The organism is Methylobacterium ajmalii (assembly GCF_016613415.1).
Classification (GTDB): Bacteria; Pseudomonadota; Alphaproteobacteria; order Rhizobiales; family Beijerinckiaceae; genus Methylobacterium; species Methylobacterium ajmalii.
Map to the genome: position 1 here is coordinate 1 of NZ_JACWCT010000072.1, position 25628 is coordinate 25628.

The window sequence follows — 25628 nt, forward strand, 5'->3', positions numbered from 1 at the left end:
GCGCCGCGCAGCCCCGGCCGGTGGCGAGGCGGCGGGCGAGGCCGTGCAGGACCGCCGCGGCCATGACGTAGCCGGTGGCGTGGTCGAGGGCCTGGACCGGCAGCGGCGCCGGCCGGTCGGCGCCCCGCATCCCGGCCTCGGCGAGACCGCAGCTCATCTGCACCAGGCTGTCGAAGCCGCGCCGCTCCCGCCACGGGCCGGTCCAGCCATAGGCGTCGAGGCCGACGTCGATCAGGCCCGGCCGCAGGCGGGCCCGGGCCGCGGCGTCGAGCCCGAGGCGGGCGAGCGCGTCCGGCCGGTAGCCGTGGACCAGCACGTCGGCCCCGGCGAGCAGGGCCTCGAACCGGGCCCGGCCGGCCGGATCCTTGAGGTCGAGGCGGGCGCAGGCCTTGCCGAGCGTCGTCTCCGGCAGGACACCCGGCTCGTCCCAATCCGGCGGATCGAGGCGCAGGACCGTGGCGCCGTAGCCGGCGAGGACGCGGGTCGCGACCGGACCGGCGAGCACGCGCGTCAGGTCGAGGACCCGCAGGCCGGCGAGCGGCCGGTCCGGGCGGGCCTCCGCGAGGAGGCCGTCGGGCCCCGCCTCGCCGTCCTGCCAGTCGACCAGGGGCTCGCGTGCCACCGCCGCGCCCTGCGGGTGGGCGGCCCAGGCGGCGGCGGAGCGCATCGCGGCGGCGCAGCCGCCCGCCGCCACGATGGCGGCTTCGAGGTCGTCCGCCCGCCAGCGTGCGACCGCCTCCGCCACCGCCGCCCGCTCCGGGGCGGATCCCAGCACCGACAGGGCCGCCGCACGGTGATGCGGCGCGTTGGTGTGGAGCCTGATCCAGCCGTCGGCGGCCCGGTAGTCGCCGGCCACCGCGTCCCAGACCGGCGGCAATTCCCACCCTTGCGGGATCAGCGAGCGGGCAAACCACAGGGCTGCGAGGCGCCGGTCGACCGCGACGGCCGGTCGGCTGCCGAAGCGGGCCGCGACTAGCTCCGCCAGGGCGAGCCCCGCGGCCGCGACCGAGGCCGCCGCGAGGTCGCTCACCGGAAACACCGAGGGCAGGGCGCCCGTGCCGGTCACGGCCACCGGCGGGACGTCGTCGGCCCCGAGGGCGTGGCGGATCGCCGTCAGCATCGCGTCGAACGGTGATGCTCCGACAGCGCTCGTCATAGCCCTCTCCCTCGTCGTCGGCGGGTCTCCGCGCGTGAGGAGGACGCCGCGCCGGCGGGCTCGTCAACCGGGACGACCGCGCGGCCCGGCACAGATCGCCCGTCCTACCGGTCGAGCCGGTGCGCCACGACGGCGAGGCCCGCCACCGCGAGCGCTAGGACCGCGCCGATCAGCGGCAGGTGGGCGTAGGCGACCCCCGCCGTGATGGCGACGCCGCCGAGCCAGGCGCCTAGCGCGTTGCCGAGGTTGAACGCGCCCTGGTTGACCGTCGAGGCGAGGTTGCGGGCGCCGTCGGCGGTGGTGAGCACCCGCATCTGCAGCGGCGCCACCAGCGCGAAGGCGAGGATGCCCCAGACGCCGATCACGGCGGTGGCCGGCATCAGGGCGGCGTTCCCCGGCACCAGGGCCAGGATCGCCAGGAGGGCCAGCAGCATCACCGCGAGGGCGAGGCCGAGGCCGATCACCGAGGGCAGCATCCGCCAGTCGCCGAGGCGGCCACCCAGGACGTTGCCGAGCGTCAGTCCGACGCCGAACAGCAGCAGCACGCCGGTGATCGCCGCGGGGCTGGCCCCCGCGGCGGCGGCGAGCATCGGCGCCACGTAGGTGAAGACGCTGAACAGGCTGGCGGAGGCGAGCACGCTCAAGAGCATCGCCAGCACCACCTGCGGGCGGCGCAGGACCCGCATCTCCGACAGGAGGCTGCCGGATTCCCGCGGCAGGTGCCGGGGCAGCCAGGCGAGGAGGGCGGCGGCGGCCAGAAAGCCGATGCCGACCACGGCCCAGAACGTCGCCCGCCAGCCGAGCGCGTGGCCGAGCGCGGTGCCGAAGGGCACGCCGAGCACGTTGGCGAGGGTGAGGCCGGTGAACATCACCGCGATGGCGCTGGCCTTGCGGTGCGGCGGCACCAGATCGGCGGCGACCACCGAGCCGAGGCCGAAGAAGGCGCCGTGGCAGAGCGCCGTGACGATGCGGGCGAGCATCAGCAGGCGGTAATCGGGGCTGAGCGCGCAGAGCGCGTTGCCGAGGATGAACAGGGCGACCAGCACCAGGAGCGCCCGGCGCCGATCGAGGCGCCCGAGCAGCACCGCCACCACCGGCGAGCCGAAGGTGACGCTCAGCGCGTAGCCCGTGACGAGCAGCCCGGCGGTCGGGATGTCGACGCCGAGATCGGCCGCCATCTCGGGCAGGAGCCCCATGATGACGAACTCGGTGGTGCCGATGCCGAAGGAGGCCGCCGCCAGCGCCAGGAGCGCCAGGGCCACGGACCGTCCGCCGGACGCGGCGCGGGCGGTGTCGTCGAGGGTGTGCTGCATCGCCGTCCTCATTGCTGCACCGCAGCATAGCGGCGGCGCCGCCCCGGGTTCAGGCGGCCTCGCGCATGGCTGGCCTGCCCGACACCAGGGGCGTCAGCGCAGGGCGGCCCGGGGACCGGCGGTGGCGGGCAGGGCGGCGAGCGCGTCGCGGACGATCGATTCGGTGAGGATCTGCGGCAGCACGGCGACGCCGCCCCGCCCGTCGTAGAGCAGGTAGAGCGGCACGCCCGAGCGGCCGTTGGCCTCCAGCACCCGGGTGATCTCCGGGTTCTGGTTGGTCCAGTCGCCCTTGAGCTGGGCCACGTCGCGGGCCTTGAAGGCCGCCTGGACGGCGTCGGCCCGCAGGGTGGCGCGGTCGTTGACCTGGCAGGTGATGCACCAGGCCGCCGTCATGTTGACGAAGACCGGGCGGTGCGCGGCCAGCAGCCCGTCGAGCCGGGCCTGGCTGAACGGCTCGACCCCGTCGGCGGAGGCCATCGCCACCGGGCCTGCGCGGTCCCGGTCGAGCACGGCCATCAGCCCGGCGAGGCCGAGGAGGGCGAGGATCGCCGCGACCCGGGCCGCGACCTGCGCCCCGCGCCGGCCGACATCGCCGGCCTCCCGTCCGCGCTCGATCGCCCAGGCGCCGAACCCGACGAGGACGAGGCCGGTGAGGCCGGCCATCAGCCCGGTCGGCCCGACCTGCTGGCTCAGCACCCAGACGAGCCAGGCCACCGTGAGGTAGAGCGGGAAGGCCAGTAACCCCTTCAGCGTCTCCATCCAGGCGCCGGGCCGGGGCAGGCGGCGCAGAAGCGCCGGCCAGGCCGCCAGCAGGGCGAAGGGCAGGGCGAGGCCGAGGCCGAGGGCGGCGAAGACCGCGAGCGCCACGCCCGCTCCCTGCGTCAGGCCGTAGCCGACCGCCGCGCCCATGAACGGCGCGGTGCAGGGCGTGGCGACCACCGTGGCCAGCACGCCGGTGAAGAACGAGCCCTCGAGCCCGGCGCGCCGGGTCAGCCCGTCGCCGAGGGCGGCGGCCCGGCCGCCGAGATGCCAGACCCCCGACAGGCTCAAGCCCATGGCGAGGAGCCCGTAGGCGAGGCCGGCCACCACCAGGGGCGATTGCAGCTGGAAGCCCCAGCCGATCTGCGCGCCGCCGGCCCTGAGCGCGATCAGCACCGAGGAGAGGCCCAGGAAGGTGGCGAGCACGCCCGCCGCGTAGGCGAGGCCGTGCAGCCGCACCCGGCCCGGGCTCTCGCCGGAATGGCGCACCAGGCTCAGGACCTTGATCGACAGGACCGGGAAGACGCAGGGCATCAGGTTGAGGAGGAGCCCGCCCAGGAAGGCGAGGAGGGCGGCCTGCCACAGGCCCTCGGCCTCCCCCGCTCCGGTCGCGGGCGCGGCCGGAATGGGGGATGCCGGCGCGGCGGCGGCCGGAGCCGGGGCGGGCGCCGCCTCGCCGAGCGCGTAGGCGCGCCGGACCGGGCCGGAGGCGGTCTCCTCGGTCAGGGTCAGGACACCGTCGGCACGCGGCGCCGGCGCGTCGGGGGCGGCCTGGCTGCTGCGCTGGAGCCGCAGGTGCAGGCCGGCCGCGTCGCTCGTCGCGGTTTGCGGGGCGGCGTGCTCCAGGGCGGTCTCGGAATAGGGGAAGAACGCGACGTCGCGGGCCCGCAGGCCCGGCGCGTCGAGGGTCAGGACCGGGTTCGCGCCCTCGCTCATCCGCACCGGCCAGGGCGCCGGCACCGGCAGCCGCTCGCGGCCTTGCGCGAACAGCGGGGCGGTGCGGGGATCGGGCCGTGGGCTGGTGCCGGCGGGGGCGACCGGCAGGGCGAGCGACAGGCTCGCCTCGCCGGGCACGCATTCGCGCTCGCAAACGAGGTAGGAGACCTTGGCCTTGAGGCTCACCGGCCCCGGTCCGACGGCCTCGGGCACCGTCAGCGGCACCGTGAGCAGCACCTCGCCCTCGTAGCCGAAATTCATCAGGTCGCCGACCGGGATCCGCTCCGGCGCCGGCCACTCCACCGCCCCGGCGGCAAAACCCGCCGGCAGGGTCCAGGCGATCTCCGGCGGCAGGCCGGAATCGCCCGGGTTGCGCCAGTAGACGTGCCAGCCCGGCTTCATCGTGAGGCGCACCCCGACGGTGAGGGGCGCGCCGGGGGCGACCGCGCCCTCCTGCGCCACCAGCTCGGCCCGGACGAGGTCGGCGTATTTCGAGCGTCCCGCGACCTGCGACCAGGCGGGCCCGAGGGCGAGGCAGGACGCGAGAAGCGCGAGGAGAAGGGCGAGGCGACGGGCGGGCATGGTCTCCGGGTTACCCGGACTCCATGGCGCTGGCGAGGCCGGCCCGCATCGCGTTCGCGTGAAGCGTGCGCGTCACGCGGCCGGCTCGCGCCACGGGGCCGGGTCGAGGGCGGCGGCGAGCGCGTCGAGGAAGCGGCGGGTGCGGGCGGCGCGGGCGCGCCGACGGGCGCCGAGAAGCGCCACGACGGGCGCCTCCGGCGCCGCGAAATCCGGCAGCAGCCGGACGAGGCGGCCCGCCCGCAGGTCGTCGGCGACGTCCCATTCCGAGCGCAGGATGACGCCCCGGCCGGCGAGCGCCCAGCCGCGCACCACCTCGCCGTCGTTGCTGGCCAGGCGCGGCTCGATCCGCACCCGCGCCTCGCGCCCGTCGCGGACGAAGCGCCACAGGGTCACGTCCTCGTCGTTCTCGCGCAGCGCGATGCAGGCGTGGCCGCGCAGGTCGTCCGGGATCACGGGCGCCGGGCGTGCCGCGAGGTAGGCGGGCGCCGCGCAGACGATCCGGGCATTGGGGGCGAGCCGCCGGGCGATCAGCCCGGGGGCCGCCCCGGCGATCTCGCCGACATGCACCGCGAGGTCGAAGGTGCCCTCCGGCACGCCGCCGAGGCGGTCGGACAGGGTGAGGTCGATCGCGACCTCCGGATGCGCCGCCTGGAACGCCGCGGCGACCGGGGCGACGTGGCGGCGCCCGAAGCCCAGCGGCGCCACGACCCGCAGGTGGCCCACCACCTGCCCGCGCCGGGCGGCCAAAGCCTCGTCGAGCTCCCCGAGCGCATCGAGGATCGCGCGGCCGCGCTCGGCGAGCACTTCGCCCTCGTCGGTGAGCGCCAGGTGGCGCCCGGCCCGGTCGACGAGATGCGTGCCGAGGCGCTCCTCGAGGGCGCGCAGGCGCTGCGTCACCGCCGGCGGCGACACGTCGAGGGCCCGCGACGCGGCGGCGAGGGAGGGCGCCTCGGCGATGGCGAGAAAGAAGCGAAGGTCGTCGGTCGCGATCATTAACCCAAGGCTTAATGCAGGAGGCACGCCGCGTTAATGGCGCACCCGGGCGCGGCGTGGTCTTTTCGAGCGACGAGACGACACGAACACACCCCGGACATCATGGCCGAACCGACCCCGCTCCACGCCCTCGAGACCCCCTGCCTGCTCCTCGACAAGGCGATCCTGCGCGCCAACGTCGCGCGGATGCAGGTGCATCTGGGCGGGCTCGGGGTGAGCTTGAGACCCCATCTCAAGACCGCCAAGTCCCTCGACGTCGCCCGCATGGCGATGGCGTCGCCCGCCGGCCCCGCCATCGTCTCGACCCTGCGCGAGGCCGAGTATTTCGCGGCCGGCGGGGTGCGCGACATGATCTACGGCGTCGGCATCGCCCCGGCGAAGCTTCCTCGGGTCGCGGCGATCCGGGCCGGCGGCACCGACCTCGCGGTCATCCTCGACAGCCTCGACCAGGCCGAGGCGGTGGCGGCCCATGCCCGCGCCAGCGGCGACGCGGTGCCGGTGCTGATCGAGGTCGATGCCGACGGCCATCGCTCGGGCGTCGCGCCGGGCGACCGCGACACCCTGGTGGCGATCGGCCGGGCGCTCACGGAGGGCGGCGCGACCCTGCGCGGCGTGCTGCTGCATGCCGGCGACAGCTACTCCCTGTCCGATCCCGACGCCCTGGCGGCGGCGGCCGAGGACGAGCGCGTCGCCGCGGTGACGGCGGCCGAGATCCTGCGGGCGGCGGGCCTGTCCTGCCCGGTGGTGAGCGTCGGCTCGACGCCGACCGCACAGTTCGCCCGCGACCTCACCGGGATCACCGAGGTCCGGGCCGGCGTGTTCATGTTCGGCGACCTGTTTCAGTCCGGAATCGGCGCGGTCGCGGTGGCGGACATCGCCGTCTCGGTGCTCGCCACCGTGATCGGCCACCAGCGGGCGAAGGGCTGGATCATCGTCGATGCCGGCTGGATGGCGCTCTCGCGCGACCGCGGCACGGCGCGCCAGGCGGTGGACCAGGGCTACGGCCTCGTCTGCGACCTCGCCGGCCGGCCCTATCCCGACCTCGTGGTGCGCGACGCCAACCAGGAGCACGGCATCGTCGCCGTGCGGCCTGGCGCGGAGGCCCGCCTGCCGGATCTTCCGGTCGGCGCGCAGGTGCGCATCCTGCCCAACCACGCCTGCGCCACCGGCGCGCAGCACGACCGCTACCACGTCCTCGACGCGGACAACCGCGTCGCGGCCGTCTGGCCCCGCATCAACGGATGGTAGGAGCCCCCATGACCGATCCGATCACCCGCCTCGCCACCCGCGACGCCGCGGCGCCCGCCGGACACTACTCGCAAGGGGCGGCCTGGGGCGACCTCGTCTTCGTGTCGGGCCAGCTCGGCGCCCGGCCGGACGGCAGCCACACCTCCGACCAGCCCTTCGAGGTCCAGGCGCGCCAGGCGCTCGCCAGCCTCCTCGCCATCCTGGCCGAGGCGGGCAGCGGGCCGGAACGCATCCTGCGGGTGACGGCCTACGTCGTCGGCGTCGCGCACTGGCCGGAGTTCAACCGGATCTACGCCGAGGTGATGGGCGGGGCGAAGCCCGCCCGCACGGTGGTGCCGGTGCCGGAACTCCACCACGGCTACCTGGTGGAGGTCGAGGCGATCGCCGTGCGGGGCGGGTGAGGACGCCTCAATCCGCCTCCTCCGGCTCCGGCCCGCGGGTCGGGTCGAGGCCCTTGGCATCCTGGTCCCTTGCCTGGTCCCTTGCCTTCTCCTTATCGGTCAGGCTCGGGCGCCGCTCCGGACCCTTCAGGGCCACGGTCTGGCCGGTGCGGGCGGCCTCGTAGATCGCCTCCATCAGGATCTGGTCCTGCAGTCCCTCCTCGCCCGGGGTGCGGGGGGTGCGGTTCTCCAGGATGCAGGTCGCCATGTGGTCGATCTCGAGGGCGAACTGGTTCTTCGCGCCCAGCACCCGCTCGTCCCGGGCCTCGGCCTTGCCCTCGCGGTGGCCGACGAACAGGCGCTGGCCCTGATACGCGAAGGCGTTCTGGAGATCGATCGCGCCGCCCTCGGCCTGGACCTTCAGCGAGCGGGTCTCGTGCGCGCCGTAGCTGGTCGAGCAGAGCGCCAGCGCGCCGGAGGGGAAGCGCAGGGTGAAGGCTACCGTCTCCTCGACCTCGCGGTAGAGCGCGTCGTCCGGCGAATGGACCTGCGCCTGGACCGCGACCGGCTCCTCGCCCATCAGCGCCCGCACGCCGTTGAGGCAGTAGAGTCCGATATCCGGCAGCGCTCCCCCGCCGGCCAGCGCCTTCTTCAGGCGCCACTGCTCGGGCAGGCTCATGGTCTGGGTGTTGGTCGCCTCGATCAGCCGGACCTTGCCGTACTTGGCGCTGCGCACCAGCCGCACGACCTCGCGGTTGTAGGGCTCGTACTGGCAGCGATAGGCGATCATCAGCTTCACCTTCGCGGCCGCGCAGGCCTCGATCATCGCCCGCGCCTCCCCCGAGGAGACCGCCATCGGCTTCTCGCACAGGACGTGCTTGCCGGCGCCCGCCGCGGCGATCACCTGGTCGCGGTGGAGCGCGTTCGGGGTGACGATGTAGACCGCCTTCACCTCCGGGTTGCGGGCGAGCGCGTCCCAGCCGTCGTAGCCGTGGACCGCCTCCGGCTTGATGCCGTACTGCGCCGCCACCGCCTTGGCCTTGTCGGGCGAGCCCGACATCAGCGCGACGGGCTTGGCCTTGCGGCACTCGCCGAAGGCCGGAAGGATCTCCTCCAGCGACAGCCGGCCGAGGCCCACGATCGCGAAGCCGACCCGCTCGGCCGGCGGCAGCGGCGCCGCCGGGGGCGGGGCCGGGCGGTCGGACGGTCCGCGCCAGTTCGGGAAGCTCACCCGGCCGTTCTCGACCTTGCCGGTATCGACCGGCCGCTCCGGGCCGGGCAGGCCCTGCCCCGACGCACCTTGACCCGAAGCCCCTTGACCCGAAGCCCCTTGGGCCGACGCCGTCCCGAGGCCGACCAGGGTGGCGCCCCCGGCCATCATCAGGCTGCGGCGCGAGAGGGCGGTGACATCGTCCGGCATCGGGCAACCATCCGTGGCGGTTTTGGGAGCCTGCGCAACGTGCCGGGGGTGGTGGGGTTCCGCCCGGCACGGGAGGCGAGCGATCCGCGCCCGCCCGGCCCGACGGAGGTCCAGACGCAGAGAAGCCGGCCTCGAAGGCCGGCTTCCCGGAACAATCAGCTACGGCGGAAGGCTCACTCGCCCGCCATCATCTCCGGCGAGAAGTGACCGCACCAGTCCTGGGACGAGACCACCGGCCAGAGGCCGTGGCCCTGCGGCTCGGGCTGGCTCACCGGCGGGTTGAAGCGGCACAAGCCTTCCTCGCCTTGCGGGGCGCCGGCATTGAGCTTGTGGTCGTCGAAGTAGCGGCAGCTGCGGCAGTTCGCGGACGGGTTCGTCGCCATGCGGCATCTCCTCGTGAATTAGAAACGCTCCAATCAGCGGGATAACGGCGGGCCCGGCGGCGGGTTCCGGGCTTTGCGGATGCGGCTTTCGACCACGGGGATCGGCCGCCTTCCGCCTTGAACGAAACAGGAACGAGGGCCAGGTTGCAGGAATGGACGACGCCCTGAAGAAGAAGCTCACCATCCTCGCCGACGCGGCGAAGTACGATGCCTCCTGCGCCTCGTCGGGGGCGCCGAAGCGCAAGGCCGAGGCCGGCGGGCTCGGCTCGACCACCGGGGCGGGCATCTGCCACGCCTACACGCCGGACGGGCGCTGCGTCTCGCTGCTCAAGATCCTGCTCACCAACTACTGCCTGTTCGACTGCGCCTACTGCGTCAACCGGCGCTCCTCGAACGTCCGGCGGGCCAAGTTCTCGGTCGACGAGGTGGTGACGCTGACGGTCGAGTTCTACAAGCGCAACTACATCGAGGGGCTGTTTCTCTCCTCCGGCATCATCCGCTCGCCCGATCACACGATGGAGCAGCTGATCCGGGTGGCCAAGACCCTGCGCCAGCGCCACGGCTTCCGCGGCTACATCCACCTAAAGACCATTCCCGAGGCGAGCCCCTGGCTGATCGAGCAGGCCGGGCTCTACGCCGACCGTCTCTCGATCAACCTCGAACTGCCGACCGAGGCGAGCCTGGAGCGGCTGGCGCCGGAGAAGGACGGCGCCGCGATCCAGACCGCGATGGGCCAGATGGGCGAGCGCATCCTGCAGGCCAAGGAGGAGAAGCGCCGCTTCGCCCCGGCCGGGCAGTCGACCCAGGTGATCGTCGGCGCCGATGCCAGCACCGACGAATCGCTGATCCGCACCAGCGCCCGGCTCTACGACCATTACGGCCTGAAGCGGATCTACTACTCGGCCTTCAGCCCGATCCCCGACGCCGCCTCGATCCTGCCGAGCAAGTCCCCGCCGCTCCAGCGCGAGCACCGGCTGTACCAGGCCGACTGGCTGATGCGGTACTACGAGTTCTCGCCCGACGACGTGGCGGGAGCGACCGAATCCGGCATGCTCGCCCTCGACGTCGACCCCAAGCTCGCCTGGGCCCTGCGCAACCGCGACCGCTTCCCCGTCGACGTGAACAAGGCCGACCGGGAGATGCTGCTGCGGGTGCCGGGGCTCGGCGTCCGGGCGGTGGACAAGATCGTGGCGGCGCGCCGCCACGCGAGCTTACGGCTCGACGACGTGGCCCGCCTGACCTCCGGCCTCAAGCGCGCCCGGCCGTTCCTCGTCGCCGCCGACTACGCGCCGACCCGGCTCACCGACCGCCTCGACCTGCGCGCCCGCCTCGCCGAGCCGCCGCGCCAGCTGAGCCTGTTCTGATGGGGGCTCACCCTCTTCCAGCGCGCACGATCCGGCTCGCGCCCGGCGCCGATCTCGACGGGTTCCGGGGGGCGATCCGGCAGCTCGTCCCGGCCGGCATCCCGCCCGAGACCGTGACCTGGGTCGAGGGCGAGGCGCCGTCGCTGTTTCCCGACGAGGTCCCGTCCGACGCGACGGGCCCTGCGCTCGCCCTGCCGCGGGCGGTGGCCGGCCTCGTCGCCTCGGTCGTGATGCACCGCGACCCCGAGCGTTACGGCCTGCTCCACCGGCTGATCCGGCGCGTCGCCGACGGCGAGCGCCACCTCGCCGAGGTGGCGAGCGACCCGCTGGTCCACCGCCTGCACCTCATGCGCAAGGCGGTGGGGCGCGACCTGCACAAGATGCACGCCTTCCTGCGCTTCCGCCGCGCCGGGGTGGGGCAGGAGGGCCGGGAGCGCTTCATGGCCTGGTTCGAGCCCGACCACCACATCCTGGCGGAGGCGGCGCCCTTCTTCTCCGCCCGCTTCCCGTCCTTCGACTGGTCGATCCTGACCCCCGACGGCTCGGCCCATTGGGACGGCCGCGCCCTGCGCTTCGGGCCAGCCGGCCGGCGCGAGGACGTGCCGGAGCAGGACGCCTTCGAGGCCGGCTGGACCGACTATTATTCCAGCACCTTCAACCCCGCCCGCACCAACCTCGCGGCGATGCGGGCCGAGATGCCGAAGAAGTACTGGCACAACATGCCCGAGACGGCGGCGATCCCGGGTCTGGTGCGCGAGGCCGGACGGCGGGTCGGCGAGATGATCGCGCGGGCGCCCGAAGCCCCGGTCAAGCGCGTGCCGGCCCGCGCGCTCGCCGCCATGGCGGCGCAGGAGCCCGATTCGCTGGCGGCGCTGAACGCGGTCATCCGCGCCTCCGAGCCGCTGGTGCCGGGCGCGACCCAGGCCGTCCTCGGCGAGGGCCCAATCGGGGCGGGGATCGCCTTCGTGGGCGAGCAGCCGGGCGACCAGGAGGATCTCCAGGGCCGGCCCTTCGTCGGTCCGGCGGGCCAGCTCCTGTCGGGCGCCCTGCGGGAGGCGGGGATCGACCGCGACCGGGCCTACCTGACCAATGCGGTCAAGCACTTCAAGTTCGAGGCGCGCGGCAAGCGGCGCATCCACCAGAAGCCCACCGCCGGCGAGGTCGCGCATTACCGCTGGTGGCTGGAGCGCGAGCTCGCCTTCGTCGGCCCGCGCCTCGTGGTGGCGCTCGGGGCCACGGCGGTGCTGGCGCTCACCGGCCGGCAGGTGCCGATCACCCGGGCCCGCGGGCCGGCGACGTTCGAGGGCAAGCCCTATGGCGGCCTCGTCACCGTGCACCCGTCCTACCTCCTGCGCCTGCCCGACGCGGCGCGGCCCGAAGCCTATGCGGACTTCGTCGCGGACCTGCGCCAGGCCGCCGCCCTCGTGGCGGAGCCGGCTCTCGGGGCTGCGGGATAGGATCTTACCTTGCGTCAACGCTGCGCTGCGGCAACCAAGCCCGGGCTGCCGAGTTTGTCGCCTGACCGAATCGGGAATCGAGGACCATGAAGCTGATCGTGTCCGCCCTCGCGGCGGGATTGTGCCTGGCGGGCGCCGCGTCGCCCGCCTTCGCCAAGGGTGGCGCCAAGGCGGACCGCTTCGACGGCAACTGGAGCGTCGAGGTCATCACCGAGAGCGGGGCCTGCGACCGCGCCTACCGCTACGGCGTGATCATCCAGAACGGCCAGGCGCGCTACGCCGGCGGCGGCGACTTCACGGTATCGGGCCGGGTGCAGCCGAGCGGCGGCGTGCGGGCGACGATCAGCCGGGGCGACGCGGCCGCGCAGGTGGTCGGCCGGCTCACTGCCGATGGCGGCGGCAACGGCACCTGGACCACCTCCGGCTCCACCGCCTGCAAGGGCCGCTGGAACGCCGAGCGCCGCGGCTGAGAGAAGCGCCGCGGCCGAGAAGGGTACCGAGGCTGCCAGCCGAGAGGCTGATCCGCGACGGGCGGGCCTACGATCCGCCGTAGGTCTGCGCCTCCTCCGGGAAGCGCCCGGCCTGGACGTCCTCCGCGTAGGCGCGCACCGCCGCCTCGACCTGGCCGCGCAGCGCGCCGAACCGCTTCACGAATTTCGGGGTGCGGTCGGACAGGCCGAGCATGTCCTCCAGCACGAGGATCTGGCCGTCGCAGGACGGCGAGGCGCCGATGCCGATGGTCGGCGCGGTGACCTCCGGGGCCTGCGCGATGGCGCGGGCCACCGGCTCGACGATGCCCTCGAGCACGATCGCGCAGGCGCCGGCCTCGCTGATCGCCCGTGCATCCTCCAGGAGCAGGCGCCCCGCATCCGGTGCTTTGCCCTGCACCCGAAAACCCCCCATCGTGTTGATCGCCTGCGGGGTGAGGCCGACATGGCCCATCACCGGGATGCCGCGCCGGGTCAGGAACGCCACCGTCTCGGCGAGATGCGCACCGCCCTCGAGCTTCACCGCCCCGGCCCCGGTCTCCTTGAGGACGCGCGCCGCGCTGGCGAAAGCCTGCTCGCGGCTCGCCTCGTAGGAGCCGAACGGCATGTCGACGACGACGAGCGCATGGGCGGTGCCCCGCACCACCGCCTGCCCGTGCAGGATCATCATCTCCAGGGTCACCGGCAGGGTCGAGTCGAGCCCGTGCGCCACCATGCCGAGCGAATCGCCGACCAGCACGACGTCGCAATGCGGATCGACGATGCCGGCCATCTGCGCCGAGGCGGCGGTGAGGGCGACGATCCTGCGCCCCTCGGCCTTGCGCCGGGCGAGGTCCGGGGCGGTCAGGCGGCGGGACTGCACGACCTGCGACATGGCATGCCTCCTCGGGTTGCGGCGCGCCCCGCGGGCGCCCGGGTGGCAAGATCATAGAGGGCCTCGGTCTCCCGGGCAGCCCGGGCGGAGGGAGGAGGGCCGACGCCGTCCCCCGGGCCGGACGGACCCGGCGGCACGGCCGGGGAGATGAGCGTCGCCGCGAACTCGGCCTCTGCTCGGCTAAGCTTCGTGCCGAGAGCACACAGCCCGGAAAAATCGCCGCGGCGATGGAACCTGCCGCAGATCCGCCCTTGATCGGCGCGAGGCTCGCCGGGTTACAGTCGATCGATTCGACGCGAAGGCCTGATGATGAGAGCTCTGCTGTACGGCGCAATCTGCACTCTCGCGACGGTCGAGCTGGCCGCGGCAGCCCACGCGGCCGCCCCGGCGAGCCGCGCCGAGCATCGGCGCGCGGTGCTCGCCCCCCTCGAACAGGCGGCGACCGACTGCTTCGCCGAGACCATCGGCAACAACCCGGCGGCGCTCGCCCATGCCCGGGCCGGGCGCTGGTACGAGGCGGCCGGGGTGATCGGCTTCCTGTGCCGGCCCGAGGTCGACGCGATGACCAAGGCCCGCGACCACCTCGAGGGCCGCGGCGCCGGCGGGCGCTACTTCACCGGCCCCTACACCCGCCACCTCGGCGAGCAGCTCGCCCGCCGCCTCGAGCCGCTGCTGACCACCAAGACCTTCGCCAACGCCGAGCCGCGGGCCGACAGCGAGGCGCCCGGCACGGCCGGCCCGGCCGGGGAGCCCTGAGGCTCCCCGCGCCGCCCTGCGTCGTCGCGCCGACCTTGCCTTGCGGTGGGGAAGGGATCCACACTCGCGGATCCCGAGAGGCACCCGTCGTGCCTCGTCGGCACCGCCGGTGCCGAGGGCGACGATCGAGGAGACCGCATGAGTGACGCCAGCGCGCCGGCCGCCGCGACCCCCATGGACGACGGCATCGTCGCCGCCGCGGAGGCCTGTCTCGACGGCGTCGGACGCGCCCGCGCGGCGATCCACGAGGTCATCTTCGGGCAGGAGGCCGTGGTCGACCTGGCGCTGGTGACGGTGCTGGCGGGCGGTCACGGGCTCCTCGTCGGCCTGCCGGGCCTGGCCAAGACCAAGCTCGTCGAGACGCTCGGCACCGTGCTGGGGCTCGATGCGCGCCGGGTGCAGTTCACCCCCGACCTGATGCCCTCCGACATCCTCGGCAGCGAGATCCTCGACGAGGACCAGGACCGGCACCGCTCGTTCCGCTTCGTGCGCGGGCCGATCTTCACCCAGCTCCTGATGGCCGACGAGATCAACCGGGCGAGCCCGCGCACCCAGTCGGCGCTGCTGCAGGCGATGCAGGAGCGCTTCGTCTCGGTGGCCGGCGCCCGCCACGACCTGCCGCGGCCGTTCCACGTTCTCGCGACCCAGAACCCGATCGAGCAGGAGGGCACCTATCCGCTGCCCGAGGCCCAGCTCGACCGCTTCCTCCTCGAGATCGACGTCGGCTATCCCGACCGCGCCGCCGAGCGCCGCATCCTGATCGAGACCACCGGCGCCGAGGAGCGCGCACCGCAGGCGGTGATGGACACCGAGTCCCTGCTCTCGGCCCAGCGCCTGGTCCGGCGCCTGCCGGTCGGCGAGGCGGTCGTCGACGCGATCCTCGACCTCGTGCGCGCCGCGCGCCCCGTCGGGGGCGACGCGGCGATCGCCGACAAGCTGCTCTGGGGCCCCGGCCCCCGCGCCAGCCAGGCGCTGATGCTGGCGGTGCGCGCCCGCGCGCTGATCGAGGGCCGGGTCGCGCCCTCGGTCGACGACGTGGCGGCGCTCGCCGAGCCGGTGCTCAAGCACCGCATGGCGCTCAGCTTCGCGGCGCGCGCCGACGGCGAGACGATCCCCGGCCTGATCGGCCGCCTCGTCGGGCGGCTCTGACCCGGTGGCCCCGACGCGCGTCCTCGACGCGGGTGCCCGCGCCCCCGGCCGGCGGGAGACCGAGACAGCCCTCTCCCTCGCCGAGCGGATGCCGCGCCTGATCCTCGAATCCCGCCGGGTCGCCGCGACGCTCGCGCACGGCCTGCACGGCCGGCGCCGGGCCGGGCCGGGCGAGAGCTTCTGGCAGTTCCGCCCCTTCGTCGCCGGGGAGGCGGCGAGCCGGGTCGACTGGCGCCGCTCGGGCCGGGACGACCGGCTCTACGTCCGCGAGCGCGAATGGGAGGCGGCCCACACCGTCTGGCTCTGGGTCGACCGCTCGGCCTCGATGGGATTCGGCTCCGACCTCGCCCAGGCGCCCAAGATCGAGCGCGCCCTCGTCCTGGCGCTGGCGCTCGGCGACACCTTCGTGGAGGCCGGCGAACGGGTCGGGCTGCTCGGCCTGTCGCGGCCGCTCGCCGCCCGCACCATCGTCGAGCGGATGGCCGAGACGCTGTCGGCCGACCTGTCGGGCCTCGACGAGGACCTGCCGCCCCGCGCGCCCGTCGGCCGCTTCGACGAGGTGGTGCTGATCGGCGACTTCCTGTCACCGCCCGACGAGGTGCGGGCCAGGGTCTCGGCCATCGCGGCCGCCGGCAGCCGCGGCCACCTCGTGATGGTGGTCGATCCGGTCGAGGAGACGTTTCCGTTCTCCGGCGAGGCCGAATTGCACGATCTCGAGGCGGGCCTGTCGTTGCGGGTCGGCGACGCCGCCGCCTGGGGCGAGGCCTACCGCCGGCGGATCCGCGCCCACCGCGACGCCTTGGGCGAGATCGTCCGGGCCCAGGGCTGGACGCTGACCCTGCACCGCACCGACCGGCCGGCGAGCGAGGCGGCTTTTCGCCTCGTCACCCTGGTCGCCGCCGCCCGCGGCGCGGGCTGAGGAGCGCCCTCGATGTTCGGACTGCCCCTCGGCTTCGCCGCCCCGGCTGCCCTCGCGGCCCTCATCGCGCTTCCGGCGCTGTGGTACCTGCTGCGGGTGACGCCGCCGCGGCCGCGGCGGATCGATTTCCCGCCGCTGCGCATCCTCGCCGACCTGCTGCCCGAACGCGAGACGCCGGCCCGCACCCCGCCCTGGCTGCTGGCGCTCCGGCTGCTCGCGGCCGCCTGCCTGATCCTGGCGGTGTCGGGGCCGGTCTGGAACCCGACCCCGCAGGCCGCGAGCGATGGGCGCGCTCCCCTCGTCCTCATCCTCGACAACGGATTTTCCGCCGCCCAGGACTGGCGCGACCGCCTCCGCGTCGCCACCGCCGAGGTCGAGGCGGCGGCCCGCGCCGGCCGGCCGGTGGCGCTCCTGCCCACCGCCTCCGGCCCGACGGGAATCGAGGCCACCGGCCCCGGCCCGGCCCTGGAGCGCCTGCGGGCGATCGAGCCGCTGCCGCACCTCGCCGACCGCGCCGCGCATCTCCCCGCACTCACCGCCTTCCTCGACAAGACGCCGGGCAGCACCGTCGTGTGGATCCACGACGGCGTGGCCGGGCCGGACGGCGACGCCTTCCCGAAGGGCCTCGCGGCGGTGGCCGGCCGCGACCGCGCCGAGATCACCGTGCTCAAGGCCGAGCGGCCGCCGGCGCTGGCGCTTGCCGGCCCCGATTCGTCGGGCGGGCAGCTCGGCGTGAGCGTGGTGCGGGCCGCCGCCAACGGGCGCGACGCCGGCACGGTCCGGGCCCTCGACGCCAAGGGCCTGCCGCTCGCCGAGACGAATTATTCCTTCGCGGCCGGGGCCGACGCGGCGCCGGTCCGCTTCGACCTGCCGGTGGAGCTGCGCAACGCCATCGCGCGGTTCGAGATCGCCGGCGAGCACTCGGCCGGCGCCGTGGTCCTGGCCGACGAGCGAGGGCGGCGGCGCCGGGTCGGCCTCGTCTTCGGCGGTACGGCCGACCAGGCCCAGCCGCTGCTCTCGCCGACCTACTACCTGTCGCGGGCGCTCACCCCCTTCGCCGACGTGCTGGAGCCCAGGGGCGGGCGCGGCGTCGCCGAATCGATCGGCCAGATGCTCGATTCCCAGGTCTCGGTGCTGGTGCTGGCCGATGTCGGCGCCCTCGACCCCGCGACGCTGGAGCGGGTCTCGGCCTTCGTCGACAAGGGCGGGCTGCTCCTGCGCTTCGCCGGGCCGCGGCTCGCCGCCGGGAGCGACGACCTCGTGCCGGTGCGCCTGCGCCGGGGCGGGCGCAACCTCGGCGGCACCCTGTCGTGGGACAGCCCGCGCACGCTCGCGCCCTTCGCCCCCGAGAGTCCCTTCGCGGGCCTGACGCCGCCGGCCGATATCGGCGTGCGCCGCCAGATCCTCGCGGAGCCGGACGGCGAGCTCGCCCGGCGCACCTGGGCCGCCCTGCAGGACGGCACCCCGATCGTCACCGCGGCCAAGCGCCGGGAGGGCATGGTGGTCCTGGTCCACGTCACCGCCGACACCACCTGGTCGAACCTGCCGCTGTCGGGCCTGTTCGTCACCATGCTGCGCCGGGTCGTGGCGCTCGCCGGCACCACCCCGCCGACGGCCGATGCCGCGCCCGGCGCCGCCCCGCCGGTGCTCGCCCCGCGCCTCACCCTCGACGGCTTCGGGGCGCTGAAATCCCCGCCCGCCACCGCCCGGGCGGTACCGGCGACCTGGACCGAGCGGGCGACCCCCGAGCACCCGCCGGGCTATTACGGCCCGCTCGACGGCGGGCTCGCCGTCAACGCGCTGACCGCCGAGGATCGCCTGAAGCCGCTCGACCTCGCCGCGCTCGCCGGCGCCCGCTTCGGCGGCCTGGAGGAGGCCCGCACCCGCGACCTGCGCGGGCCGTTCTTCCTCGCGGCCCTGCTGCTGCTGGCCCTCGATACCCTGGCGAGCCTGTGGCTCGGCGGCTTCCTCGGCCGCCTGTCGGCGCGCCTGCGGCGGCGGCCGGCGGCGGCCGCCCTCGTGCTCGGCCTTCTGGTGCTCGGCGCCGCGCCTGAGACCGCGCGCGCCGCCGAGCCCGCCGCCAACCGCCCGAACGGCATCGAATCGGCGCTGGTCACCCGCATCGCCTACGTGATCACCGGCGACGCCACGGTCGACGAGACCAGCCGGGCCGGCCTCGCCGGCCTGACCCAGATGCTGGCGAGCCGCACCGCCCTCGAACCCGGCGAGCCCGCCGGCATCGATCCGGCCAAGGACGAGCTCGCCTTCTATCCCCTGATCTACTGGCCGATCGTGCCGAGCCGGCCGCTGCCGAGCGAGGCGACGATCCGCCGGATCGACGCCTTCATGAAGAACGGCGGCACGGTGATCTTCGACACCCGCGACGCCATGACCGCCCGCCCGGGCGGTCCGCCGACGCCCGAGGCCCTCGCCCTGCAGCGGATGCTGGCGACGCTGGAAGTGCCGGAGCTGGAGCCGGTGCCCCGCGATCACGTGCTGACCAAGGCGTTCTACCTCGTTGACGCGTTCCCGGGCCGCTACGCCACCGGCCAGACCTGGGTCGAGGCCCTGCCGCCGGCGAGCGAGGGCGGCGAGCGCCGCCCGGCCCGGGCCGGCGACGGCGTCTCGCCGATCGTCATCACGGGCAACGACCTCGCCTCCGCCTGGGCGGTCGGCCGGCGCGGGGAAGCGCTCTACCCCCTCGTCGGCGGCGATCCGCGCCAGCGCGAGATGGCGTTCCGCGGCGGCGTCAACCTCGTGATGTACGCGCTCACCGGCAACTACAAGGCCGACCAGGTCCACGTTCCGGCTCTGCTGGAGCGGCTGGGGCAGTGAGGCGTCGCATCACCCAACGGTATCGTTCATGCTGAGCCTCAGCCTCGCCCCGCTCGTCCCGGTCCCGGTGCTCTGGGCCCTGGGCGGCCTCGCCGCGCTCCTGGCCGTGGTGGCGTTCCTCGCCCGCGGGCCGGTGGCGCTGCTGCGGGTCCTCGTCCTCGCCCTGGTGCTGCTGGCGCTGGCCAACCCCTCGCTGGTCCAGGAGGAGCGCGAGCCGGTCAAGGACATCGTCGCCGTGGTGGTCGACCGCTCGGGCTCGCAAGGCCTCGGCGACCGGCCGGCGATGACCGACAGGGTCAAGGCCGAGCTGCAGCGGCGCCTGGGCACCCTGACCGAGATCGAGCCGCGCTTCGTCGAGGTGCCGGAGGCCGGCGGCGACGAGGGCACGCGGCTGTTCACGGCGCTCTCGAGCGCGCTCGCCGACGTCCCGCCCGATCGCCTCGCCGGCGTGGTGATGCTGACCGACGGCGTCGTCCACGACATCCCGGCGAGCCTCGCCGCCGCGAGCTTCAAGGCGCCGCTCCACGTGCTGGTCACCGGCCGGCCCGACGAGCGCGACCGGCAGATCCGCCTGATCGAGGCGCCGCGCTTCGGCATCGTCGGGCGCGACCAGACCATCCGGGCCGAGGTGATGGAGCGCGGCGGTACCGGCTCGGCCGTCGTGACCGTCCGCCGCGACGGCGAGGAGGTGGTGCGCCAGTCGGTCCGCACCGGCCAGCCGTTCAACCTGACGCTCCGGGTCGAGCATGGCGGGCCCAACGTCGTCGAGATCGAGGCCGAGGCGCTGCCGGGCGAACTGACCACCGCCAACAACCGCGCGGTGCTGCCGATCGAGGGCATCCGCGAGAAGCTCCGGGTGCTGCTGGTGTCCGGCGAGCCCCATGCCGGCGAGCGCACCTGGCGCAACCTGCTCAAGTCCGACGCCAACGTCGACCTCGTCCACTTCACCATCCTGCGTCCACCCGAGAAGCAGGACGGCACCCCGATCTCCGAACTGTCGCTGATCGCCTTCCCGACCCGCGAGCTGTTTCAGCAGAAGATCAAGGATTTCGACCTCATCGTGTTCGACCGCTACGCCAACCAGAGCGTGCTGCCGTCGAGCTACTTCGACAACATCGTGCGCTACGTGCGCGAGGGCGGGGCGCTGCTGATCGCGGCGGGCCCCGAATTCGCCTCGGCCGCGAGCCTCGCCCGCACGCGGCTCGCCGCGATCCTGCCGGGCGAGCCGAACGGGCGCGTGGTCGAGCGGCCCTACAAGGCGGCGCTGACCAACAGCGGCCAGCGCCACCCGGTGACCCGCGACCTGCCGGGCTCCGAGGCCTCGCCGCCGGCCTGGGGCGACTGGCTGCGGCTCATCGGCGCCGAGGTCCGCCCGGGCGTGACCCCGATCCTGGCCGGCGCCGATTCGCTGCCGCTCCTCGCCCTGTCGCGCGAGGAGAAGGGGCGGGTGGCGCTCCTCCTCTCCGACCATGCCTGGCTGTGGGCCCGGGGCTACGAGGGCGGCGGGCCGCATCTCGACCTGCTGCGCCGCCTCGGCCACTGGCTGATGAAGGAGCCGGCGCTCGAGGAGGAGGCCCTGCGCGCCGCCACCACCGGCCACGGCCGCGAGGTCCGGGTCGAGCGCCAGACCATGGGCGACACCGCCGAGCCCGTCACCGTGACGGCGCCGAGCGGCAAGGCCCGCACCCTGACGCTCAATCCCGACAAGCCGGGCCTGTTCGCCGCCGCCTTCGAGGCCGAGGAACTGGGGCTGCACACCCTGCGCTCCGGCTCCCTCGTCGCCTTCGTCAGCGTCGGGCCGGCCAACCCGCGCGAGCTGGTCGACGTGTTCAGCGACACCGAGCGCCTGCGCCCGCTCGCCGAGGCCACCGGCGGCTCGGTGCGGCGGCTCGCCGAGGCCGGCGGCGGGATCGCGATCCCGCGCCTCCAGCTCGCGCGGTCCGGCCGGCTGTCCGGCTCCGACTGGATCGGCTTTCGCCCGAGCGACAGCGCGGTGGTGCGCGGCGTCTCGGTCTACCCGCTGGGCCTCGGCCTCGCGGCGCTGGCGGCCCTCGCGGCGGCGGTGCTGGCGATGTGGCTGGCCGAGGGGCGGCGCGGAAGGGCGTAACCCCGGATCGCGCCGACGCGGCAGGAGCTTGGCGGCGTGCGTTCACGCCGGACGCCGCCAGGCAACCACCTGACGCGAGCCGGCAGGAAACGCCGGCAAGGGCCGACGGCGACGAGGGAAAATGGCCGCGTCGCCGGTCAGCCCGGCTCGCCCCAGGCTCCGGTCGCGGCGGCGGCCATCGCCGCCTCCTGCGTCAGCCAGGTCCAGTCCGTCCCGGCCTGGTGGCGGAACCACGTCACCTGCCGCTTGGCGTAGCGCCGCGTGTCGGCCTGGCCGCGCGCCACCGCCTCGTCGTAGGACAGCGTCCCGCGCAAATGGGCGATCAGCCCCGGCACCCCGTGGGCGCGCATCACCGGCAGCATCGGGTCGAGGCCGCGATCGGCCAGCGCCTCGACCTCGGCGAGGGCGCCCGCCGCCATCATGGCGAGGAAGCGGGCGTCGATCCGCGCCCGCAGCACCTCCCGGTCCGGGGTGAGGAAGAGCTTCAGGCACGGCAGGCCGGTGAGGGGACCCGGCCGGCGCGCGGCCTGGAAGGCGGCGATCGGCCGGCCCGTGGCGGTGAGCACCTCGAGCGCGCGCAGCACCCGCAGGCGGTCGTTGGGGTCGAGCCGGGCGGCGCCGTCAGGGTCGCGGGCGGCGAGGGCGGCGTGCAGCTCGGGCGTCTCGCGCCCCTCCGCCTCGGCCCGCACCGCGGCGCGGATCGCGTCCGGCACCGGCGGGATCTCGGACAGGCCCTCGGTCAGCCCCATGAAATAGAGCCCGGTGCCGCCGACGACGATCGGCAGGCGGTCCGCCTCCCAGGCTTGCGCCAAGGCCGCGCCGGCCGCGGCGAGGTAATGCCCGACGGAAAAGTTCATCGCGCCGTCGACGCTGCCGTAGAGACGGTGGGGCGCCTGCGCCGCCTCGTCCGGGGCGGGGCGGGCGGTCAGGAGGTGGAGGTCGCGGTAGACCTGCATCGAATCGGCGTTGATCACCACGCCGCCGTGCCGGCGGGCCAGCGCCAGCGCCAGCGCCGACTTGCCCGAGGCGGTCGGCCCTGCGATGAGGATCGCCCGAACCCGCCCGTCCATGCCTGCCCCTTTCACGCGCGCGGCCGGGACGCGCCGCCTGAGACGAGCCCGAGATCCCCGATGACCCTGGTCGCCACCCTGATAGCAAACCCGGAGCGCCCCGCCATCACCGACGCGGTGCTGGCCGAGGCACGGGCGCTGCTGGCGACCGAGCATCAACCGCGGATCCTGCACGGCGAGGTCGCGGCCGAGATCCTGGTCGAGGGCGCGCCCGCCTCCGCCGCGGGCCTCGCCGAGCGCCTGCGCACCGCGCTCGCCGGCGAGCCGATCGACGTCGCCGTGCAGGCGGTGACGTCCCACCGGCGCAAGCGGCTCTTCCTCGCCGACATGGATTCCACCATGATCGGCCAGGAATGCATCGACGAGCTCGCCGACGAGGTCGGCCTCAAGGAGCACGTCGCGGCGATCACCGAGCGGGCGATGCGCGGCGAGATCGCCTTCGAGCCGGCGCTCCGCGAGCGGGTCGCCCTGCTCAAGGGCCTGCCGCTCGCGGCGGTCGAGGCGGTGATCGCGCAGCGCATCACCCTGATGCCGGGCGGGCTCACGCTGGTGCGCACCCTCAAGGCCCACGGCGCCTACACGGCCCTGGTCTCGGGCGGCTTCACCCTGTTCACCGGGCCGGTGGCGGCGCGGATCGGGTTCGACGAGCACCGTTCCAACCGCCTCGTGACCGAGGGCGACACGCTCGCCGGCGCCGTCGCGGAGCCGATCGTCGGGCGCGAGGCCAAGCGCGACGCGCTCGTCGAGCTGCGCACCCGTCTCGGCCTCGACCCGGCCGAGACCCTGGCGGTCGGCGACGGCGCCAACGACCTCGCGATGCTGGAGGAGGCGGGCCTCGGCGTCGCGTTCCGGGCCAAGCCCACGGTCGCCGCCGCCGCCCATGCCCGCATCGATCACGGCGACCTCACCGCGCTCCTCTACCTGCAAGGCTTCGCGGCGGCCGAGTTCGTCGGTTAGGCCGAGTTCGCCGGGTCGCTTGCCTCGCCTGCCCGCATCGTGACACGAGACCGGATGTCGACCGGACTGATCCTGCATCCCGACGGCTGCCAGCGCTGCTGGTGGCCGGGCACCGACCCGCTCTACGTCGCCTACCACGACACCGAGTGGGGCGTGCCCGAGCACGACGACCGCGCCCTCTACGAGAAGCTGATCCTCGACGGGTTCCAGGCCGGGCTGTCCTGGATCACCATCCTGCGCCGGCGCGAGGGCTTTCGCCGCGCCTTCGCGGGCTTCGAGCCCGAGGCGATCGCGCGCTTCGGGCCCGAGCGGGTCGAGGCGCTGATGCAGGATACCGGCATCATCCGCAACCGCGCCAAGATCGAGGCGACGATCCGCAGTGCGCGGGCCTACCTCGCCATCCAGGAGCGCGGCCCCGGCTTCTCGGCCTACCTGTGGGACTTCGTCGACGGGCGCCCGCTCCAGACCACGGCCGAGACCCGCGCCGAGATCCCGACCGAGACCGAGATCTCGCGAAAGATGTCGAAGGCGCTCAAGGCCGAAGGCTTCGGCTTCTGCGGCCCGACCATCGTGTACGCCTTCATGCAGGCCGTCGGCATGCTCAACGACCACCTCGTCGGCTGCTGCCGCCACGCGCCGTGCGCCGCCCTGCCGGGCCCCGGCGGCCTCGGAGCGGCGCCGTGAGCGCCCCGGCCCGGGCGTGGCAGCGGATGCTGTCGGGGCGGCGCCTCGACCTCCTCGATCCCTCGCCCCTCGACGTCGAGATCGCCGACATCGCCCACGGGCTCGCCCGCGTCGCGCGCTGGAACGGCCAGACCGCGGGCCCGCACGTCTTCTCGGTGGCGCAGCACTCGCTGCTCGTGGAGGCGATCGGCGGCGCCCTCGAGCCCGGCCTCGGAGCCGCCGAGCGCCTGGAGCTACTGCTCCACGACGCGCCCGAATACGTGATCGGCGACATCATCTCGCCGTTCAAGGCGGCGATCGGCCATTCCTACAAGGCGGTCGAGACCCGGCTGCTGGCGGCGATCCGCCTGCGCTTCGGACTCGCCCCGTCGCCGAATGCGGCGATGCAGCGCCTGAGCAAGCGCGCCGACCGCCTGAGCGCCTACCTGGAGGCGACGCGGCTCGCCGGCTTCTCGCAGGTCGAGGCCGTGCGGGTCTTCGGCAAGCCCGACCGCGTCGACGCCGATCTCGCCGCCCTGCTGGATCCCTGGCCGACCGCCGAGGCGCAAGGCGCCTTCCTGGCCCGCTTCCACGCCCTGGCCGATACCTTGGCCGATGGCCCCGCTTCCTGAGACGAAGGACCCGTCGCCACCATGCCGACCCTGCACGTCTGCCCCCTGTCCCGCCTGCCCGAGACCGTGGACGCGACGGGCGCGCGCCACGTGGTGACGCTGATCAACGTCGGCACGCCGGTGGTCCGGCCGCCCGCGATCGCGGAAGCCGACCACCTGTTCGTCGGGGTCAGCGACATCACCGACGCCCTCGACGGCCACGTCCTGCCCGACGAGGCGCATGTGCGCCGGCTCCTCGACTTCGTGCGCGCCTGGGACCGGGCCCGGCCCCTGGTGATCCATTGCTACGCCGGCATCAGCCGCTCGACCGCCGCCGCCTTCATCGCCACCTGCGCCCTGCGGCCGGACCGCGACGAGGCCGAGATCGCCCGCGAGCTGCGCCTCGCCTCGCCCTCGGCGACGCCGAACCGGCGCCTCGTCGCGGTGGCGGACGCGATGCTCGGCCGCGACGGGCGCATGGTGGCGGCCATCGCGGCGATCGGCCGCGGCGCGGACGCCTTCGAGGGCGAGCCGTTCAGCGTCACCATCGAGTGATTCCACTGTGGCCGAAAGGCAGCCCTGGCGCGCAAACGGGCATCGGCACTCCTGCGTCGCCGGGGAAGGGTTGTTTCACGTCACCTCACTCGCCATAACCCGATGCTCATCATGGGAGCATCGTCACGCATGTCCGCAGCCCGGTCCGATGCCAGCCGCGCGGCAGCCTCCGCACCCGCCGGCCCGACCGGAACCGCGGATCTGCCGTTCGAGAAGGCCCTCGAGGAACTCGAGGGCATCGTTCAGCGCCTGGAACAGGGCAACGTGCCGCTCGACGAATCCGTCGTGATCTACGAGCGGGGCGAGGCCTTGAAGCGCCATTGCGAGACGCTGCTGCAGCGGGCCGAGGCGCGCATCCAGCGCATCACCCTCGGGGCGGACGGACGTGCCGCCGGGACGGCGCCGCTCGATGTCGCCTGATCGCTCCCATTCCTCCCGCGCCGTGACTCGGCGGCGGGTTTCCTCTTTCCGGACGTGAGGATGGCTCCGGTGTCACCGCTCAACCTTCCCCTCCTCGACCGCGTCCGCATTCCCGCGGATCTGCGCCAGCTGCCCGAGAGCGACCTCGCCCAGCTCGCCGCGGAACTGCGCGCCGAGACCATCGACGCCGTCTCGGTCACCGGCGGCCATCTCGGCGCGGGCCTCGGCGTCAT

24 protein-coding genes are annotated in these 25628 nt (G+C 74.5%); 16 read left to right on the forward strand and 8 right to left on the reverse strand.

Annotated features, from left to right (window positions below):
• From HPY23_RS13465 to HPY23_RS13480, 4 genes are all read right to left on the reverse strand, one after another.
• Positions 1–1156 (reverse strand): CoA transferase (locus HPY23_RS13465; RefSeq protein WP_200649627.1); only part of this gene is annotated, 1156 nt, incomplete at its 3' end.
• A gap of 104 nt (positions 1157–1260) precedes the next feature.
• Positions 1261–2418 (reverse strand): MFS transporter, encoded by a 1158-nt coding sequence (locus HPY23_RS13470; RefSeq protein WP_091888075.1) that lies wholly within the window; start codon positions 2416–2418, stop codon positions 1261–1263.
• 144 nt (positions 2419–2562) lie between these two features.
• Complete coding sequence (locus HPY23_RS13475) at positions 2563–4746, reverse strand: protein-disulfide reductase DsbD family protein (protein ID WP_091887968.1); 2184 nt, start codon at positions 4744–4746, stop codon at positions 2563–2565.
• A 72-nt stretch (positions 4747–4818) separates the two neighbouring features.
• The gene (locus HPY23_RS13480; RefSeq protein ID WP_091887966.1) at positions 4819–5739 is read right to left on the reverse strand and encodes a LysR family transcriptional regulator; all 921 of its coding nucleotides are present in this window, start codon (positions 5737–5739) and stop codon (positions 4819–4821) included.
• A gap of 102 nt (positions 5740–5841) precedes the next feature.
• Between HPY23_RS13480 and HPY23_RS13485 the strand changes: the two genes are divergently transcribed.
• Together HPY23_RS13485 and HPY23_RS13490 are read left to right on the forward strand one after the other, a co-directional pair.
• Positions 5842–6987 carry a DSD1 family PLP-dependent enzyme gene (locus HPY23_RS13485; protein WP_060847595.1) on the forward strand — a complete coding sequence of 382 codons (1146 nt, stop codon included), beginning with the start codon at positions 5842–5844 and terminating at the stop codon, positions 6985–6987.
• 8 nt (positions 6988–6995) lie between these two features.
• Positions 6996–7388 carry a RidA family protein gene (locus HPY23_RS13490; protein WP_091887964.1) on the forward strand — a complete coding sequence of 131 codons (393 nt, stop codon included), beginning with the start codon at positions 6996–6998 and terminating at the stop codon, positions 7386–7388.
• 7 nt (positions 7389–7395) lie between these two features.
• Here HPY23_RS13490 and HPY23_RS13495 read toward each other — a convergent pair whose 3' ends face one another.
• Positions 7396–8787, reverse strand: a complete 1392-nt coding sequence (locus HPY23_RS13495; protein ID WP_091887962.1) for a Gfo/Idh/MocA family protein — start codon at positions 8785–8787, stop codon at positions 7396–7398.
• A 173-nt stretch (positions 8788–8960) separates the two neighbouring features.
• Positions 8961–9170: a hypothetical protein gene (locus HPY23_RS13500; protein WP_048461072.1), complete on the reverse strand. Its 210-nt coding sequence runs from the start codon at positions 9168–9170 to the stop codon at positions 8961–8963.
• A gap of 152 nt (positions 9171–9322) precedes the next feature.
• On the opposite strand from HPY23_RS13500, the gene HPY23_RS13505 reads away from it, so the two are divergent.
• The 3 genes from HPY23_RS13505 (at position 9323) to HPY23_RS13515 (ending at position 12461) form a co-directional block, all read left to right on the forward strand.
• Entirely contained in the window at positions 9323–10534 is a 1212-nt protein-coding gene (locus tag HPY23_RS13505; protein ID WP_060847597.1) for a putative DNA modification/repair radical SAM protein, read from the forward strand.
• Complete coding sequence (locus HPY23_RS13510) at positions 10534–11991, forward strand: UdgX family uracil-DNA binding protein (RefSeq protein WP_091887960.1); 1458 nt, start codon at positions 10534–10536, stop codon at positions 11989–11991. Before HPY23_RS13505 ends, HPY23_RS13510 begins: the two co-directional genes overlap by 1 nt.
• 92 nt (positions 11992–12083) lie before the next feature.
• Positions 12084–12461 (forward strand): large exoprotein involved in heme utilization or adhesion, encoded by a 378-nt coding sequence (locus HPY23_RS13515; RefSeq protein WP_082742789.1) that lies wholly within the window; start codon positions 12084–12086, stop codon positions 12459–12461.
• A 67-nt stretch (positions 12462–12528) separates the two neighbouring features.
• Here HPY23_RS13515 and panB read toward each other — a convergent pair whose 3' ends face one another.
• Positions 12529–13353: a 3-methyl-2-oxobutanoate hydroxymethyltransferase gene (gene panB, locus HPY23_RS13520; RefSeq protein ID WP_060847600.1), complete on the reverse strand. Its 825-nt coding sequence runs from the start codon at positions 13351–13353 to the stop codon at positions 12529–12531.
• Positions 13354–13662: 309 nt separating this feature from the next.
• Here panB and HPY23_RS13525 point away from each other — a divergent pair, with 309 nt between their 5' ends.
• From HPY23_RS13525 to HPY23_RS13545, 5 genes are all read left to right on the forward strand, one after another.
• Entirely contained in the window at positions 13663–14109 is a 447-nt protein-coding gene (locus HPY23_RS13525) for a hypothetical protein (RefSeq protein ID WP_060849423.1), read from the forward strand.
• A gap of 138 nt (positions 14110–14247) precedes the next feature.
• A complete protein-coding gene (locus HPY23_RS13530; protein WP_060847601.1) occupies positions 14248–15258 on the forward strand; it encodes an AAA family ATPase in 1011 nt (336 codons plus the stop codon).
• 4 nt (positions 15259–15262) lie between these two features.
• The gene (locus tag HPY23_RS13535; protein WP_060847602.1) at positions 15263–16177 is read left to right on the forward strand and encodes a DUF58 domain-containing protein; all 915 of its coding nucleotides are present in this window, start codon (positions 15263–15265) and stop codon (positions 16175–16177) included.
• Between the two features lie 12 nt (positions 16178–16189).
• Positions 16190–19012, forward strand: a complete 2823-nt coding sequence (locus HPY23_RS13540; protein WP_091887955.1) for a DUF4159 domain-containing protein — start codon at positions 16190–16192, stop codon at positions 19010–19012.
• Between the two features lie 28 nt (positions 19013–19040).
• On the forward strand, positions 19041–21119 hold the full coding sequence (locus HPY23_RS13545) for a hypothetical protein (protein WP_060847604.1): 2079 nt from the start codon (positions 19041–19043) through the stop codon (positions 21117–21119).
• Positions 21120–21256: 137 nt separating this feature from the next.
• On the opposite strand, the gene miaA is transcribed toward HPY23_RS13545, so the two are convergent.
• Complete coding sequence (miaA, locus tag HPY23_RS13550; RefSeq protein ID WP_091887953.1) at positions 21257–22189, reverse strand: tRNA (adenosine(37)-N6)-dimethylallyltransferase MiaA; 933 nt, start codon at positions 22187–22189, stop codon at positions 21257–21259.
• 60 nt (positions 22190–22249) lie between these two features.
• Here miaA and serB point away from each other — a divergent pair, with 60 nt between their 5' ends.
• The 6 genes from serB to HPY23_RS33070 all read left to right on the forward strand — a co-directional run.
• Positions 22250–23146, forward strand: coding sequence for a phosphoserine phosphatase SerB (gene serB, locus HPY23_RS13555; RefSeq protein ID WP_091887951.1), 897 nt, complete (start codon positions 22250–22252; stop codon positions 23144–23146).
• Between the two features lie 54 nt (positions 23147–23200).
• Positions 23201–23830, forward strand: a complete 630-nt coding sequence (locus tag HPY23_RS13560; protein WP_091887948.1) for a DNA-3-methyladenine glycosylase I — start codon at positions 23201–23203, stop codon at positions 23828–23830.
• Between the two features lie 26 nt (positions 23831–23856).
• Entirely contained in the window at positions 23857–24441 is a 585-nt protein-coding gene (locus HPY23_RS13565) for an HD domain-containing protein (RefSeq protein ID WP_091888073.1), read from the forward strand.
• A gap of 21 nt (positions 24442–24462) precedes the next feature.
• A complete protein-coding gene (locus HPY23_RS13570) occupies positions 24463–24975 on the forward strand; it encodes a tyrosine phosphatase family protein (protein WP_060847608.1) in 513 nt (170 codons plus the stop codon).
• 129 nt (positions 24976–25104) lie between these two features.
• Positions 25105–25395 (forward strand): exodeoxyribonuclease VII small subunit, encoded by a 291-nt coding sequence (locus tag HPY23_RS13575; RefSeq protein ID WP_091887946.1) that lies wholly within the window; start codon positions 25105–25107, stop codon positions 25393–25395.
• Between the two features lie 60 nt (positions 25396–25455).
• Positions 25456–25628, forward strand: a 173-nt coding sequence (locus tag HPY23_RS33070) for a 1-deoxy-D-xylulose-5-phosphate synthase N-terminal domain-containing protein (protein ID WP_236017671.1), incomplete at its 3' end; no start/stop codon positions are given.

Bases quoted from the DNA above. Each gene is read 5' to 3' on its own strand.
- HPY23_RS13485 (WP_060847595.1), top strand. From the start codon at position 5,842: ATGGCCGAACCGACCCCGCTCCACGCCCTCGAGACCCCCTGCCTGCTC.
- HPY23_RS13510 (WP_091887960.1), top strand. From the start codon at position 10,534: ATGGGGGCTCACCCTCTTCCAGCGCGCACGATCCGGCTCGCGCCCGGC.
- HPY23_RS13560 (WP_091887948.1), top strand. From the start codon at position 23,201: ATGTCGACCGGACTGATCCTGCATCCCGACGGCTGCCAGCGCTGCTGG.
- HPY23_RS13570 (WP_060847608.1), top strand. From the start codon at position 24,463: ATGCCGACCCTGCACGTCTGCCCCCTGTCCCGCCTGCCCGAGACCGTG.
- HPY23_RS13500 (WP_048461072.1), bottom strand. From the start codon at position 9,170: ATGGCGACGAACCCGTCCGCGAACTGCCGCAGCTGCCGCTACTTCGAC.
- HPY23_RS13490 (WP_091887964.1), top strand. From the start codon at position 6,996: ATGACCGATCCGATCACCCGCCTCGCCACCCGCGACGCCGCGGCGCCC.
- HPY23_RS13530 (WP_060847601.1), top strand. From the start codon at position 14,248: ATGAGTGACGCCAGCGCGCCGGCCGCCGCGACCCCCATGGACGACGGC.
- serB (WP_091887951.1), top strand. From the start codon at position 22,250: ATGACCCTGGTCGCCACCCTGATAGCAAACCCGGAGCGCCCCGCCATC.
- HPY23_RS13540 (WP_091887955.1), top strand. From the start codon at position 16,190: ATGTTCGGACTGCCCCTCGGCTTCGCCGCCCCGGCTGCCCTCGCGGCC.
- HPY23_RS13545 (WP_060847604.1), top strand. From the start codon at position 19,041: ATGCTGAGCCTCAGCCTCGCCCCGCTCGTCCCGGTCCCGGTGCTCTGG.
- miaA (WP_091887953.1), bottom strand. From the start codon at position 22,189: ATGGACGGGCGGGTTCGGGCGATCCTCATCGCAGGGCCGACCGCCTCG.
- HPY23_RS13475 (WP_091887968.1), bottom strand. From the start codon at position 4,746: ATGCCCGCCCGTCGCCTCGCCCTTCTCCTCGCGCTTCTCGCGTCCTGC.
- HPY23_RS13480 (WP_091887966.1), bottom strand. From the start codon at position 5,739: ATGATCGCGACCGACGACCTTCGCTTCTTTCTCGCCATCGCCGAGGCG.
- HPY23_RS13575 (WP_091887946.1), top strand. From the start codon at position 25,105: ATGTCCGCAGCCCGGTCCGATGCCAGCCGCGCGGCAGCCTCCGCACCC.
- panB (WP_060847600.1), bottom strand. From the start codon at position 13,353: ATGTCGCAGGTCGTGCAGTCCCGCCGCCTGACCGCCCCGGACCTCGCC.
- HPY23_RS13505 (WP_060847597.1), top strand. From the start codon at position 9,323: ATGGACGACGCCCTGAAGAAGAAGCTCACCATCCTCGCCGACGCGGCG.
- HPY23_RS13565 (WP_091888073.1), top strand. From the start codon at position 23,857: ATGCTGTCGGGGCGGCGCCTCGACCTCCTCGATCCCTCGCCCCTCGAC.
- HPY23_RS13525 (WP_060849423.1), top strand. From the start codon at position 13,663: ATGAGAGCTCTGCTGTACGGCGCAATCTGCACTCTCGCGACGGTCGAG.
- HPY23_RS13495 (WP_091887962.1), bottom strand. From the start codon at position 8,787: ATGCCGGACGATGTCACCGCCCTCTCGCGCCGCAGCCTGATGATGGCC.